Source organism: Janthinobacterium violaceinigrum (genome assembly GCF_009208555.1).
In the GTDB taxonomy this organism is placed as follows: Bacteria; Pseudomonadota; Gammaproteobacteria; order Burkholderiales; family Burkholderiaceae_D; genus Janthinobacterium; species Janthinobacterium violaceinigrum.
In genome coordinates this window covers 149,455-164,690 of record NZ_WFLI01000003.1, presented here as the reverse complement: position 1 = coordinate 164,690, position 15,236 = coordinate 149,455, and the positions used below count along the sequence as shown (strand labels likewise).

At 63.0% G+C, this 15,236-nt stretch carries 10 protein-coding genes; 9 read left to right on the top strand and 1 reads right to left on the bottom strand.

Annotated features, from left to right (window positions below; all coding sequences use genetic code 11):
* Positions 1-31 precede the first annotated feature (31 nt).
* The 3 genes from GCN75_RS03785 (at position 32) to GCN75_RS03775 (ending at position 2,366) form a co-directional block, all read left to right on the top strand.
* The gene (locus GCN75_RS03785; RefSeq protein ID WP_152281418.1) at positions 32-1,375 is read left to right on the top strand and encodes a sensor domain-containing protein; all 1,344 of its coding nucleotides are present in this window, start codon (positions 32-34) and stop codon (positions 1,373-1,375) included.
* Between the two features lie 73 nt (positions 1,376-1,448).
* On the top strand, positions 1,449-1,820 hold the full coding sequence (locus GCN75_RS03780) for a hypothetical protein (RefSeq protein ID WP_152281417.1): 372 nt from the start codon (positions 1,449-1,451) through the stop codon (positions 1,818-1,820).
* A 102-nt stretch (positions 1,821-1,922) separates the two neighbouring features.
* A complete protein-coding gene (locus GCN75_RS03775) occupies positions 1,923-2,366 on the top strand; it encodes a DUF411 domain-containing protein (RefSeq protein ID WP_152281416.1) in 444 nt (147 codons plus the stop codon).
* 95 nt (positions 2,367-2,461) lie between these two features.
* On the opposite strand, the gene GCN75_RS03770 is transcribed toward GCN75_RS03775, so the two are convergent.
* Complete coding sequence (locus GCN75_RS03770) at positions 2,462-4,693, bottom strand: NADP-dependent isocitrate dehydrogenase (RefSeq protein ID WP_152281415.1); 2,232 nt, start codon at positions 4,691-4,693, stop codon at positions 2,462-2,464.
* 364 nt (positions 4,694-5,057) lie between these two features.
* Between GCN75_RS03770 and GCN75_RS03765 the strand changes: the two genes are divergently transcribed.
* The 6 genes from GCN75_RS03765 (at position 5,058) to vioE (ending at position 15,198) form a co-directional block, all read left to right on the top strand.
* Entirely contained in the window at positions 5,058-7,211 is a 2,154-nt protein-coding gene (locus GCN75_RS03765) for a TonB-dependent receptor (protein ID WP_152281414.1), read from the top strand.
* A gap of 662 nt (positions 7,212-7,873) precedes the next feature.
* The gene (locus tag GCN75_RS03760; protein WP_152281413.1) at positions 7,874-9,184 is read left to right on the top strand and encodes an FAD-dependent oxidoreductase; all 1,311 of its coding nucleotides are present in this window, start codon (positions 7,874-7,876) and stop codon (positions 9,182-9,184) included.
* On the top strand, positions 9,181-12,198 hold the full coding sequence (vioB, locus tag GCN75_RS03755; protein ID WP_152281412.1) for an iminophenyl-pyruvate dimer synthase VioB: 3,018 nt from the start codon (positions 9,181-9,183) through the stop codon (positions 12,196-12,198). The genes GCN75_RS03760 and vioB overlap by 4 nt, the downstream gene beginning before the upstream one ends.
* A 1-nt stretch (position 12,199) precedes the next feature.
* Complete coding sequence (locus GCN75_RS03750) at positions 12,200-13,489, top strand: FAD-dependent oxidoreductase (RefSeq protein WP_152281411.1); 1,290 nt, start codon at positions 12,200-12,202, stop codon at positions 13,487-13,489.
* Positions 13,489-14,607, top strand: coding sequence for a tryptophan hydroxylase (locus tag GCN75_RS03745; RefSeq protein WP_152281410.1), 1,119 nt, complete (start codon positions 13,489-13,491; stop codon positions 14,605-14,607). Before GCN75_RS03750 ends, GCN75_RS03745 begins: the two co-directional genes overlap by 1 nt.
* A gap of 9 nt (positions 14,608-14,616) precedes the next feature.
* Entirely contained in the window at positions 14,617-15,198 is a 582-nt protein-coding gene (gene vioE / locus GCN75_RS03740) for a violacein biosynthesis enzyme VioE (RefSeq protein WP_152281409.1), read from the top strand.
* Positions 15,199-15,236 lie beyond the last annotated feature (38 nt).

Below are 15,236 nucleotides of genomic sequence, written 5' to 3'. Positions count from 1 at the left end.
CACTGCCGGGAATGTCCATTAAAATGCCAGTATGGAACACAAGATTCTGCGCGCCCCGCTGTCCAGCTTTACCGACTTGTTGCTCGATGCCGTGTGCATGGTCGACGTGGACGGGCGTTTTGTGTTCGTCAGCACGGCCTGCGAACGCATCTTCGGCTACACGCAGCAGGAAATGATCGGCAAGCTCATGCTCGACATGGTTGCCCCCGCCGACCGCGCGCGCACCCTGGCCGCCGCGCGCGCCATCATGGATGGCCATGCGCAGACGCACTTTGAAAACCGCTACCTGCGCAAGGATGGCAGTCTGGCGCACATCATGTGGTCCGCCCGCTGGTCCGCGGCCGACCAGCTGCGCGTGGCCGTGGCGCGCGACATCACCCTGCTGAAACAGGCGCAGGCAAAGCAGGCGGCGCTGTACGCCATCTCCGAAGCCATGCAGGCGACGCAGGACTTGCCCGCCCTGCTGCACCGCATCCAGCACATCATCGGCGAACACTTGCCCACGCGCAGCCTGACCTTGCTGCTACATGGCGAGCACGGCGCGCAAGCGCCCATGACCTGCCATGCGGACGACAGCACGCCCCAGCCCACGTCATCGCTGGCCAGCCTGCTGTGCGACGAAGTGCTGCGCAGCGGCCGCCCCCTGCTGCTGCAGGCGGGACAGCTGGCTGGCCTGCCCCTGGCGCTGCAAACGGCTGCCTGCGGCCTGTCCTCGTGCTGGCTCGCCGTGCCGCTGTATTCCTCGCTGGGCAGCATCGGCGTGCTGGCCTTGCAGGGCGACCAGAATGCCGTCATCGGCACGGAGCAAGACCAGGATCTGCTGCAATTCGTCGCCAAACAGCTGGCCACCGCCATCGAGCGCCAGCAACTGCAGACGCAGATGCAGTTCATGGCCATGCACGACGAACTGACCCGCCTGCCGAACCGCCGCCTGTTCCACGACCGCCTGCACACGGCGTTCGCGCGCGCGCACCGCCAGGAAGGCCGGTTGTCGCTGCTGTTCCTGGACCTCGACAACTTCAAGCGCGTCAACGACGACCACGGCCATGCCTGTGGCGACCTGCTGCTGCAGACGGTGGCCAGCCGCCTGCGGGATTGCATGCGCGAAACCGACACCCTGGCCAGGATGGGCGGCGATGAATTCGTCGTGCTTCTGGAAAGCACGGCCACTCCCGTGGACGTCAGCCTGATCGAACAAAAGATCCACGCGGCCCTGGCCGCGCCGCTGCACCTGGGCAACGGACACCAGCTGCAGATCGCCGTCAGCATCGGCGTGGCCCACTATCCGGAAGATGGCGATACCATGCAGCTGCTGCTGCGCCATGCGGACCGGGCCATGTATGCATCGAAGGTGCTCGCCGCGGCGTCGCGCTAGCGGGTGGCCGTACCCGGAGGAAATTGCCCCTATGCTATACTTTCCGGCGATGCTAAGACTCTTCAAAACATGGTTGATCCTGCTGCTGATCGCGGCAGTGCCGCTGCAGGCGGCCGCTGCGGGCACCATGCAGCTGTGCGCGCCGCCCGCCCCCGTACTTGCATCGCCTGCCGCCGCCATGGCCGCGGCTTGCCGGCATCACGGTACGCTGCCATCCGCCATCGCGGACAGCGACGGCACGCCGGAAGATGGCAAGGCCCCTGCCAAGCCGCCCGCCTGCGGCGCCTGTTCGGGGTTTTGCCTGGGCGCACTGATGCCGCCCTGCCTCGCCCTGCCGCCCGCCGCCTGCACCGGCACGCAACAAGTCACTGCCACAAACACCCCCTTGCGGGCGGGATTCATTCCCGACGGCCCACGCCGGCCCCCGAGACAGTTTTCTGCCTGAGCGCAGCCAGCGCAGCTGGTCCTCTGCGCGCGCGCAACTCCCCCTCAAAAAACAGGCCGCCAAGGCGGCCACGACAGACATTATTTGTATGAAAGCATCACCATGATCAAACATCTCTTACTGCGCGGCGCCTTCGCCGCCATGCTGGGCCTGCCCACGTTCGCCATGGCGGCCCTGCCCGTCATTGAAGTCTACAAGAGCGCCTCGTGCGGCTGCTGTAGCGAATGGATCAAGCACCTGGAAGCGAACGGCTTTACGGTGCGCGCGAAAAACGTGGAAATGCCGGCGCAATACCGCAAGCTGGCCGGCATTCCCGATGCGCTCGGGTCCTGCCACACGGGTCTCGTCAACGGTTACGCCATCGAAGGCCATGTACCGGCCAGCGACATCAAGCAGCTGCTGCGCGACAAACCCAAGGCCAAGGGCCTGGCCGTGCCGGCAATGCCCATGGGCTCGCCAGGCATGGAAGGACCGCGCAAGGATGCGTATGACGTCCTGCTGGTCAAAAACAATGGCAGCACCGAGGTCTACAAGCACTACAAGTAAGACTGAACGCAAATGAAAAACGCCGCCGGAATCGCTTCCGGCGGCGTTTTTTTTATCAGGCAGCAGTCAGGAACTGACTGCCTGTCAGGACTGCCTTAGATGCTGTCCAACACGGCATTCAGGCTGGCGCTCGGACGCATGACTGCTTCCGTCTTCGCTGGATCTGGCAGGTAGTAGCCGCCGATATCCATTTCCTTGCCTTGTACCGCTTTCAGCTCGGCAACGATCTTTTCTTCGTTGTCGGCCAGGGCCTTGGCCACTGGCGCAAAGTGGGCCGCCAGTTCCGCGTCATCCTTCTGTGCCGCCAGAGCTTGCGCCCAGTACATGGCCAGGTAGAAATGGCTGCCGCGGTTGTCCAGCTCGCCGGTGCGTGGCGATGGCGACTTGTTGTTGTCCAGCAGCTTGCCCGTCGCTTCGTCCAGGGTTTTCGCGAGGATTTTGGCCTTCGCATTGCCCGTCTTGATGCCCATGTCTTCCAGCGACACGGCCAGGGCCAGGAACTCGCCCAGCGAATCCCAGCGCAGATGGTTTTCTTCCACCAGCTGCTTGACGTGCTTCGGTGCAGAACCGCCAGCGCCCGTTTCGTACATGCCGCCACCGGCCATCAGCGGCACGATCGACAGCATCTTGGCGGACGTGCCCAGTTCCAGGATCGGGAACAGGTCGGTCAGGTAATCGCGCAGGATGTTGCCGGTCACGGAGATGGTGTCCAGGCCGCGGAACGCGCGTTCCAGGGTGTAGCGCATGGCGCGCGTCTGCGACATGATCTGGATATCCAGGCCCTTGGTGTCGTGATCCTTCAGGTAAACCTGTACCTTCTTGATGACTTCGTTCTCGTGCGGACGGTAGGAATCGAGCCAGAACACGGCAGGCATGCCCGAGTTGCGCGCGCGCGTGACGGCCAGCTTGACCCAGTCGCGGATCGGCGCGTCCTTGACCTGGCACATGCGCCAGATGTCGCCCTCTTCCACCGTTTGCGTCAGCAGCACTTCGCCCGTTTCCAGGTCGGTGATGTTGGCGATGCCGCCTTCCGGCACTTCAAACGTCTTGTCGTGCGAACCGTATTCTTCCGCTTGCTGTGCCATCAGGCCCACGTTCGGCACGGTGCCCATGGTCTTCGGATCGAAGTTGCCATGCCATTTGCAGAAGCCGATCATTTCCTGGTAGATGCGCGCGAACGTCGATTCCGGCATGACTGCCTTGACGTCTTTCGGACGGCCATCGGCACCCCACATCTTGCCGCCGATACGGATCATGGCTGGCATCGACGCGTCGACGATGATGTCGTTCGGCGAGTGGAAGTTGGTGATGCCCTTGGCCGAATCGACCATGGCCAGTTCAGGACGGTTGGCGTGGCAAGCGTGCAGGTCTTTCAGGATTTCATCCTTTTGCGACGCTGGCAGGGTTTCGATCTTGTCGTACAGGTTGCTCATGCCGTTGTTGACATTGACGCCCAGTTTGTCGAACAGTTCGGCGTGCTTGGCAAACGCGTCCTTGTAGAAAATGCGCACGCAGTGGCCGAAGACGATCGGGTGCGACACTTTCATCATGGTGGCCTTGACGTGCAGCGAGAACATCACGCCCGTCTTGAAGGCGTCGTCGATTTCCTTCTCGTAGAACTCCAGCAGCGCTTTCTTGCTCATGAACATGCTGTCGATGATTTCGCCCGCTTGCAGGGAAACCTTCGGTTTCAGCACGATGGTCTTGCCCGACGCTGTGACCAGTTCCATCTTGACGTCGCGGGCCTTTTCCAGGGTCAGCGATTTTTCGCCATGGTAGAAGTCGCCATGATGCATGTGCGAAACGTGGGTTTGCGAAGCCTGGCTCCACTCGCCCATCGAATGCGGGTGCTTGCGTGCGTACTCTTTGACGGCCTTCGGTGCGCGGCGGTCGGAATTGCCTTCACGCAGGACCGGATTGACCGAGCTGCCGATGCACTTGCCGTAGCGCGCTTTCAGGGCTTTTTCTTCGTCCGTCTTCGCGTCTTCCGGATAGTCCGGCAGCTTGTAGCCACGGCCTTGCAATTCGCGCACGCAGGCGATCAGCTGGCCTTGCGAGGCGCTGATGTTCGGCAGTTTGATAATGTTGGTGTCGGACAGTTGGGTCAGCTTGCCCAGTTCAGCCAGGGTGTTCGGGACTTTTTGCGCGTCCGTCAGGAATTCGGGAAATTCAGCCAGTACACGGGCCGCCACCGAAATATCGCTGGAGACCACGTCCACGCCAGCCGGCGCGGTGAATTTTTTGATAATTGGCAGCAGGGAATACGTCGCGAGCAGCGGCGCCTCGTCAGTCAGCGTGTAGATGATTTTGGATTTTTGTGTTGCCATGTTCATTCCCTTGTATGCGGTGATGCCTGGTGGTTAACTTTCTTCATTCCAAACACAGGACGGTTAGCCTTGCTTTGGACGGCTAGTGTGCCGGCGGTGACGCCGTGCTTGCCCACCACGTATTTTAGACTGTCCTGCCGCTGTTTGTGTATCCGATGGCGACGAATCTTATATAAGACAGCAAATATCCGGGTCTGAAGGCCCAGGATGGCCATTTTCCGCGCGGAAATGCCCTCCTGGTATGCGCGCGGCATGTACGCGATCGTGGCAGCAATGGATATTTAATCTTTATAAATCTTAATGATTCTCATTTATAATGCCCTGAGTGCAATTCCTCCCTATCAACTTTATACGCTTGCCCCTGATGCCCATTCCCCATTCCCGACTCGCCCTTCCCCATCTCACCACCCGTTTGATCCTCGCCGGCCTGCTCGTTGCCAGCGTGACGCCGCAGGCTATCGCCCAGGTGACAAGCGATGCCTCCACTCCAATTGCCACCGTGCTTGTCAACGGACAAGCCGAAGCGGACGCCGGCGGGCAGATCGCCAAAAGCGCCCGTGCCGGCATGCTGGGCGAAAAAGACTTGCTCGATACGCCGTTCAGCGTCAACAGCTACACCAGCCAGCGCATGCTGGACCAGCAGGCACTGACCCTGGCCGAAGTGCTGGGCGGCGACCCGTCCACGCGCTTCACGGGCCAGATCGGCGGCGTCACGGATTCCTTCTTCATCCGCGGCTTTCCCCTCAACGAGGGCAACCTGAGCGAAGTGGCATTCGACGGCGTGTACGGCGTCTCGCCCAACTACCACCTGTTCACGGAGTATCTGCAGAGCGTGGAAGTGCTCAAGGGACCCGCTGCCCTGCTGTACGGCATGTCGCCCAATGGCGGCGTGGGCGGCGTCGTCAACGCCGTGCCGAAACGCTCCTTGCCCCGCGACCTGACACGGCTGACCGTCGATTACGGTTCCAGCGCGCAGCTGGGCGCGGCCATCGACGTCAGCCGCCGCTTCGGCGAGGAGCGGCGCTTCGGCATCCGCTTCAATGGTTTGCACCGCCAGGGCAAGACGCCGCTCGACCACCAGCGTTCGCGCGCGGAAGTGGCGGCCGTCGCCCTCGACTACCAGGGCCAGCGCCTGCGCGCCTCGCTCGACGTGATCGAGCAATACCAGTGGATCGACGCGCCCACGCGCCCCTTCCTCGTGGCCGCGCGCCTGCCCGTGCCGGCAGCGCCCGATGGCCGGCGCAATATCGCCCAGTCCTGGGGCTGGTGGAAGTCCAACGACTTGGCCACCCTGGGCAAGGTCGAATACGACCTGAACGACAACGTCACCGTGTTTGCCGACGTGGGCGGCACCCGTTCCGATGTCTCGCGCTATTCGGACCAGACACCCACCATCACCAGCGCGGCGGGCGACATGACGGTCACGCCCATGAACTGGAAATTCCGCGTGCGCCGCGCCAGCGCGGACACGGGCGTGCGCGCGCGCTTTCGCACGGGCGGCATCGAGCATGCGCTGGTCGTGATGGGCAATGTCTACCAGGACGAATTTGGCAGCGTGAGCAATTCCGGCAAGCTTATTTCTTCGAACATCTACCGTCCCGTGGCCGTGCCCGACCCCGGCATTGCCGCGCCGGTCCGCGCGCCGAAACTGTCCGCCTCCACCCTGTCCAGCCTGGCCGTGGCCGACACCCTGGACATGCTGGACCAGCGCGTGCAGCTGACCCTGGGCGTGCGCCGCCAGCTGGTCGAATCGAAAAACTACCACGCCACCACGGGCGCGCTGACCACCCGCTACAAGCAGGGGGCATTGACGCCGCTGGCCGGCATCGTCGTCAAGCCGCTGCGCAACGTGTCGCTGTATGCGAACTATATCGAGGGCTTGAGCAAGGGTGATATCGCGCCCAACATCGCCGACAACGCGGGCCAGGTCTTCGCCCCGTACAAGAGCAAGCAGTACGAGGTGGGCACCAAGGCCGACCTGGGCGTGGTGCTGGCGACCCTGGCCGTGTTCCAGGTCAGCAAACCCAGCGGCGCACTGTATGGCAAGGTGTACAGCATGGACAGCGAACAGCGCAACCGGGGCCTGGAACTGAACCTGTCCGGCGCCGCCAGCAAGGCCGTGCGCCTGCTGGCCGGCATCACCCTGCTCGACGGGCGCCTGGTAAAGACCAACAGCGCCGCCACCATGGGCAAGCGCCCCGTGGGCGTCCCCACGTCCATGGCCAACCTGGGCGGCGAATGGGACCTGCCCTACTGGCCCGGCCTGACGGCCACGGGCGCCGTCAGCTACACCAGCAAGCAGTATGTGGACCAGGCGAACGTGCAGTCGGTGCCATCATGGACCAAGGTGGACCTGGGCCTGCGCTACCGCACGGCCATCGCCGGCAAGGCGACCACCTTGCGCGGCGGGCTGATGAACGCGTTCGACCGCCATTACTGGGCCGGCGTGGCCTCGTACGGCACGATCTCGCAGTCGGCGCCCCGCACGCTGCAACTGTCTGCCGCCGTGGATTTTTGACGGGCAGCGGCTGCCGGCGTGCGCTGCGCGCCGGCAGCAAAATCAATCGCGTGAAAAATAACAGCAAAAAGTAGACCAACCCACCGCCGATGGCGGCAGGCCCCGTTGCCGGCCCTGCCGCCACCGGCACACGGCGGAACGCCCGCCATGACTGCTGCCTGACCGACCAGTGCAGTGGCGGCAGAAGCCCCACCACATTCCGCATTCCACCTTCCGCATTTCATTCCCGCGCCTTCCCCGCTGCCACGGCCCGGCAGACTGCCCCGTGCAATCGCGCTTTTCCGCCACGCCAGGCGCGCCGTCACGCCGGCGCCACGGGCAAGCGTCACGATCCGGCACTTCAGCACAAGCGGTCCGCAAGCGTCGCCGCGTCCACAGCGGCGCCACCGCAAACGACAACTACATTGATATTTATCAAATTGACTGCCCGATGCCTGGGCTACTGTCGGTGCCATCTTTGATTTGAAACAGAAACTCTGCGGCCAAGAATCGACCATTCCAGAAACAACGCCAGTTCTCGCCAGGCTCTTCATTCCCCAGCCGATAGCGCTTGCCAAGTGCGGTAACACGCAGCGTCCCCCTCCCTTGCCTACACGTGCAGGGGAAACTTTTGCTAGCGATTTTGCAGCTTTTGATTAATGAACGTTAAAAAGGAATTTCGTATGAGCACGTATTCTGACATTTGCATCGTAGGCGCCGGCATCGGCGGCCTGACTTGTGCCAACCGCCTGATCGAGGCCGCCGCCAACAGGAAACTGCGCATCCGGGTATTCGACCTGAATGCCACCGTCGGCGGCCGCATCCAGTCGCGGAAGATCGATGGCGAGGAAATCGCCGAACTCGGCGCAGCCCGCTACTCGCCGCAGCTGCATCCGCATTTCCAGCAACTGATGCAGGGTAGCGGATTGCCGCATGCGGTCTATCCGTTCACCGAGGTCATTTCCCACGACAGCGTGCTGGAAGAACTGAAGGCAACCTTGCATGGCCTGAGCCCGATGCTGAAGGAGCATCCGAACGACTCCTTCCTCGAGTTCATCAGCCATTACCTGGGCACCGCCAAGGCCACCCACATCATCAAGGCGACCGGCTATGACGCCCTGCTGCTGCCGATGGTGTCGGCGGCCATGGCCTACGACATCATCAAGAAGCACCCGGAAACGCAGCACTTTACGGAAAATGCCGCCAACCAGTGGCGCTATGCCACCGATGGCTACCACGAGCTGCTCTGCCAGTTGCAGCACCGGGCCCAGGCCGCCGGCGTGGAATTCCGGCTCGAGCACCGTTTGCTGTCCGTCGAGAAATCCGGCGACGACCACCACGTGCTCGCCTTCAACCACCAGGGCGACACGCATATGCACCGGACACGCCATCTGGTGATGACCATCCCGCCGTCCGCCATGCCGCGCCTGAACCTGGATTTCCCGAACGCCTGGAGTCCGTTCCAGTACGACTCGCTGCCCCTGTTCAAGGGATTCCTCACGTTCGACACGGCCTGGTGGGACGCGCTGGGGCTGACCGACAAGGTGCTGATGGCGGCCAATCCCCTGCGCAAGATCTACTTCAAGGGCGACAAGTATGTGCTGTTCTACAACGACAGCAAAAGCGCCACCTACTGGCGCGACAGCCTGGAACTCGGTGAAACCGCGTACCTGGAGCGTGTCCGCCGCCACCTGGAAGAGGTCCTGCCGCTCGATGGCCAGCCGCTGCCGCCGATCAAGGCGCACTTCCACAAGTTCTGGCCCCATGGCGTCGAGTTTTGCGTGGAGCCGGAGGCCGAGCACCCGGCCGTGCTGCTGCACCAGGACGGCATCATTTCCTGCTCGGATGCCTATACCGCGCATTGCGGCTGGATGGAAGGCAGCCTGATCAGCGCCAAGCAGGCCAGCGGCCTGTTGCTGCAACGGCTGGATCAACTGGAAGACGTCGCCGCTGCCAACGATACCTTCATCACTTCCTCGACCGAGCGCGCATGAGCCTACTTGACTTCCCCCGCCTGCATTTTCGGGGATTTGCCCGCGCCAATGTGCCGACGGGGAACCGCAATACGCACGGCAACATCGATATCGCCACGAATGCGGTATCGATGGCGGGCGAGCCTGTCGACCTGAACCGGCCGCCAGCCGAATTCCATGCGCACCTGAAACAGCTTGCCCCCCGCTTCAATGCGGAGGGCAAGCCCGATCCGGAGGGCATCTTCAGCCAGGCGGCAGGCTATAATTTTTGCGGGAACAACCATTTCTCGTGGGAAAACGCGAGGATCACGGGCGTCCAGCTGCGCGATGGCGAGGTCGATACGCAGGATGCGCTGGTGGGCGCCAAGCTGGCCCTGTGGGGCCACTACAACGAGTACCTGCGGACGACCTTCAACCGCGCCAGGTGGATCGACAACAACCCGGCCCGGCCGGATACCACGCTGATCTACGCCGGCCAGTTCACCTTGAGCGACAAGCTGGCCACGCCCAACACGCCCACGCTGTTCACGGCCGACATCGGGCAGGCGCACTCGGTGCGCTGGCTCGGCAGCGGCCACATCACGGAGCGCAGCGGGCATTTCCTGGACGAGGACTTTGGCCGCTCCAGGCTGTTCCAGTTTTCGGTGGCAAAGCAAGACCCGCATTTCCTGTTCAATGGGGACCTGCCGCTGCCGGCCAGCATGCTTGCCTTGCGGCAAGCGCTGGACGACGACGAGGTGCTGGGCCTGACGGTGCAATACGCGCTGTTCAACATGTCGACGCCGCAAAAACCGGACTCGCCCGTGTTCTACGACCTGGCCGGCAGCATCGGCCTGTGGCGGCGCGACGAGCTGGCCACCTATCCGTCCGGCCGCCTGCTGCAGCCGCGCCAGGGCAGCCTGGGGCCGGTGCTGGTGAAAGTGCATGCGGACCGCGTTGCGTTCAACATGCCGACCGCCATCCCCTTCACCACGCGCGACGCGGGCGCCGTCTCGGAACAGCATCCCACGCACGCCCTGGGCGGCAAGCAGACGCTGGGCGACCTGCTGCTGCATGACGGCGCCGGCACCTTGCTGGCATGCATCCCCGAACGGCTGTACAGCGATTACTGGCGCCACCACGGCGTCTTCGATGTGCCGCTGCAGCACGCCGGCACGGCTTCGGGTTCGCTCAGCCTGGGCAACGCGCTGACGCAGTGGGACGAAGCCGACTGGGTGCTGCAGTCGGACAGCAACCAGCTGTATCTGGAAGCGCCGAACGGGAGCAAGCACGAGGATTTTCCGCAGACCATCACCGTGCAAAGCCGCTACCGCGGCGAACTGGCGGCGCCTGCGGCCCTGCCGGCACAGGCCGAGGACGGCGCGCTGCTGGCCATACGCGAGCAGCCGTCGCCGCTCGGGCATGGCTACACGGCGCTGACCCTGACGGGGCGCCAGCCGGGCGCGACCCGCATCGCGCTGGGCACAGGCAAGCACAAACAGTACCTCGGCGTGCGCGTGCTGCCCGACGACTGGCATCTGGACGACGTGCCGGCCGAACAGGTCGATTACGCCTTCCTGTACCGGCACGTGATGAGCTATTACGAGCTCGTCTATCCATTCATGTCGGACAAGGTCTTCAGCCTGGCGGACCAGTGCAAGTGCGAAACGTATTCACGCCTGATGTGGCAGATGTGCGATCCGCAGAACCGCGACAAGAGCTATTACATGCCCAGCACGCGCGAACTGTCGCTGCCAAAGTCGCGCCTGTTCCTGAAATACCTGACGCAGGTCGAGGCAAAGGCCAGGGCGGCGGTGCCGGAACCGGCCGTGCCGCATGTCATCGGCTGCAGGGCAGAATTGATCGAAGAGCTGAAAAAGGCCATCGACCTGGAACTGTCGCTCATGCTGCAATACCTGTATGCCGCGTATTCCATTCCCAACTATGCGCAGGGAGCGGCGCTGGTGCAGGCCGGCCGCTGGCTCCCGGCCGAGCTGGAACTGGCCTGCGGCACCGACGACCGGCGCCGCAACAGCGGCACGCGCGGCATGCTGCTGGAAATCGCCCATGAAGAAATGATTCACTACCTGCTAGTGAACAATGTACTGATGGCGCTTGGGGAACCGTTCCATAGCGGCACCCCGGTACTGGGCCAGCAGGCGCGCCGGCGATTCGGCCTGGACACGGAATTTGCATTCGAGCCTTTTTCCGAACACGTGCTGGCCCGCTTCGTACGTTTCGAATGGCCCGACTACATTCCCACGCCCGGCAAGTCCATCGCCACCTTCTATATCGCGATCCGCCGGGCGCTGGCCGAGCTGCCCGGCCTGTTCGAGAGCGGCGGCGGCAAGCGCGGCGGCGAACACCACCTGTTCCTGAAGGAACTGACCAACCGCGCCTATCCCGGCTACCAGCTGGAAGTGTCCGGCCGCGACAGTGCGCTGTTCGCCATCGACTTCGTCACCGAACAGGGGGAAGGCGTGGCCGTCGATTCGCCGCATTTCGCCTCGTCGCACTTCCAGCGGCTGCGCGTCGTCGCCGGCAGGTTTTCCGCCTGCGGCAAGCCGTTCGAGCCGGCGCTGCCGGCGCTGAAGAATCCCGTGCTCGAAGCGCGCGCGGACTGCACGGTGGTGACCGACGGGAAGGCCCGCGCGCTGATGCAGCTGTATCAAGGCTGCTACGAGCTGACCTTCCTGTTGATGGCCCACCATTTCGCGCAGCAGCCGCTGGGCAGCCTGCGCCGCTCGCGCCTGATGAATGCGTCCATCGACATCATGACCGGCCTGTTGCGCCCCCTGTCCGCCGCCCTGATGAACATGCCGTCCGGCCTGCCTGGCCGCCATGCGGGGCCGCCCGTGCCCGAGCCCGTCAGCAGCCGGGTCAGCAGCGACTACAGCCAGGGCTGCGACATGCTGGCGCAGAAATGCCTGGCGCTGGCGCAGTACGCGCGCAGCCTGGAGAGCGATGTCATCGGCATGGCGCCGATAGAAATGTTGGAGTTTTTTAATCAGCAACTAACCGATTTATCTCGGGGAAAGATGTCAAGAGAGGCCTGAAATGCATAAAATCATTATCGTCGGCGGCGGACTGGCAGGTAGCCTTAGCGCCATTTATCTGGCGCAACGGGGACACGACGTCCACGTCGTCGAAAAACGGGGCGATCCGCTGCAGAAAGCGTCCGCAACCGCCGATCCCGTCAACTCGCGCGCCATCGGCGTCACCATGACCGTGCGCGGCGTCAAGGCTGTGCTGGCCGCCGGCATCGACAGGCAGGAGCTGGAGCGGTGCGGCGAACGTATCCTGGGCATGGCGTTTTCCGTCGGCGGCAAATTCAAGGTGCGCGAACTGAGCCTGCGCGAAGGCCTGTTTCCGCTGTCGCTGGACCGGTCCGCGTTCCAGCGCCTGTTAAACACCTACGCCGCCAGGCACGAAGTGAAATACTACTTTGAGCATAAATGCCTGGATGTCGACCTGGAAAGGAAAGTCGTGCTGATCCAGGGTCCGGATGGTGCCGTGCAGCAGCTGCATGGCGACCTGATCATCGGCGCCGACGGCGCCCATTCCGCGGTGCGGCGCGCCATGCAGAGCGGCATGCGGCGCTTCGAGTTCAAGCAGAGCTTCTTCCGCCATGGCTACAAGACCCTCGTGTTGCCGAATGCGGAGGGCCTGGGTTTCAGGAAGGATCTGCTGTATTTCTTCGGCATGGATTCCAAGGGCCAGTTTGCCGGCCGCGCAGCCACCATCCCGAACGGCAGCATCAGCTTCGTCATTTGCCTGCCCTATTCCGGCACACCCAGCTTGAACACGCTGAACCGGGAAACCATGGCGGCCTTCTTCGACCGCTATTACGACAAGCTGCCGGCGGCCAGCCGGCAAGAGATGGTGAACCAGTTTATCGCCCTGCCCAGCAATGACCTCATCAATGTCCGCTCCAGCACCTTCCATTACAAGGACCACGTCCTGCTGATCGGCGATGCGGCGCATGCCACGGCCCCGTTCCTCGGCCAGGGCATGAACATGGCGCTGGAAGACAGCTATATCTTCGCCACGTTGCTGGAAAAGCACGGCAATGCGCTCGCTCCCACCCTGGCCGAATTCACGCAGCAGCGCAAGGTGCAGGCGGACGCCATGCAGGATATGGCGATCGCCAACTACGAAGCGCTGAGCAACCCCAGCCTGATTTTCTTCCTGCAGACGCGCTACAACCGCTTCATGCACCAGAAATTCCCCCGTATTTATCCGCCGGACATGGCGGATAAATTGTTCTTTACATCGATTCCTTACGATGAACTGCAGCAAATCCAGAAGAAGCAAAACGTTTGGTACAAACTTGGGAGGGTCAACTAATGAACATTCTCGTCATCGGCGCAGGCCCCGCTGGCCTGCTCTTCGCCAGCCAGATGAAACAGGCCCAGCCCGCCTGGAATATCAGCATTACGGAAAAAAACACCCCGGAAGAAGTGCTGGGCTGGGGCGTGGTGCTGCCGGGACGGCCGCCGCGCCATCCCGCCAACCCGCTTTCTTACCTGGACCAGCCGGAACGGCTCAATCCGCAGTTTCTGGAAGAATTCAAGCTCGTGCATCACGACCAGCCCAACCTGATGAGCACGGGCGTTACCCTGTGCGGCGTCGGGCGCCAGGCCCTGGTGCAAGCCCTGCGCGCCAAGTGCGTGGCGGCCGGCATCGCCATCCGCTACGAAACGCCGCCGGCGGACACGGCGCAGCTGGAAGCCGAGTACGACCTGGTGGTCGTATCGAACGGCGTCAATTACAAATCGCTGGAATTAACGCCAGCGCTGGCGCCGCACATCGATTTCGGCCGCAACAAATACATCTGGTATGGCACCACCCAGCTGTTCGACCAGATGAACCTGGTGTTCCGCAGCAATGCGCATGGCATTTTCATCGGCCATGCCTACAAATATTCGGACACGATGAGCACCTTTATCGTCGAATGCAGCGAAGAAACGTACGCCAAGGCCGGGCTGGAAGCGCTTTCCGAGCGCGATGCCGCCGCGTATGTCGCCAAGACCTTCAAGGCCGAACTCGGCGAGCACGAACTGCTCAGCCAACCGGGACAGGGCTGGCGCAACTTCATGACCCTCAGCCACGACCGGGCCTGCGACGGCAAGTTCGTCCTGCTGGGCGATGCGCTGCAATCGGGCCATTTTTCCATCGGCCATGGTACCACCATGGCGGTGGTGGCAGCACTGCTGCTGGTCAAGATCCTCGATACGGAAGCCGACACGGCCGCTGCCCTGGACAGCTTCAATGCCCGCGCCGTGCCCTTGATGCAACTGTTCAAGGACCACGCCAACAGCAGCCGCCTGTGGTTTGAAAGCGTGGGCGAGCGTATCGGACTGAGCAATGCAGAGCTGACCGCCAGCTTCGACGCGCGCCGCAAGGACTTGCCGTCGCTACAGGAAGCGCTGATGGCCAGCCTTGGCTACGCGCTGGGCCGCTAGGGAGCCGCCATGTCTACACACGTCGCCCCGCCGCTGCTGCCGATGCAATGGAGCAGCGCCTACATCTCCTACTGGACGCCGATGCAGGACGATGACCAGGTCACATCCGGCTATTGCTGGTTCGACTATGCGCGCAACATCTGCCGCATCGACGGCCTGTTCAACCCCTGGCCGGAAAAGGTCCATGGACACCTGCTGTGGATGTCGGAAATCGGCGACGCCAGGCGCGAGCAAAGTCGCAAGCAGAAAGTGGCGTACGCAAGGCAAGCGGAAGCAACTGGCGAGCAGCTGCAGGCAACGGCGCTGGCCGATGAAGTCACGCCGTTCCATGCACTGTTCCTGCCGCAGGCGGTGCTGCTTGACGGCAGTGCGCGCCACGACGGGCGCCACACCGTGCTGGGCCAGGAGGCGGATGCCTGGGTAGTCGAGCGAACAGGCAAGCCGTCATCGGTCTTTTACCTGGAGGCCGGCGGCAACCGCCTGTTGCGCATGGTAACCGGCAACGACCCGCAGCACCTGTCCGTGCGCGACTTCCCCAACCTGTTTGTCGGCGACATTCCGGACAGCGTTTTTACGTCTTGCAACACCTGACCAGGGCGTGGCGCGTGCAAGGGCCGCATGCGGCCAGG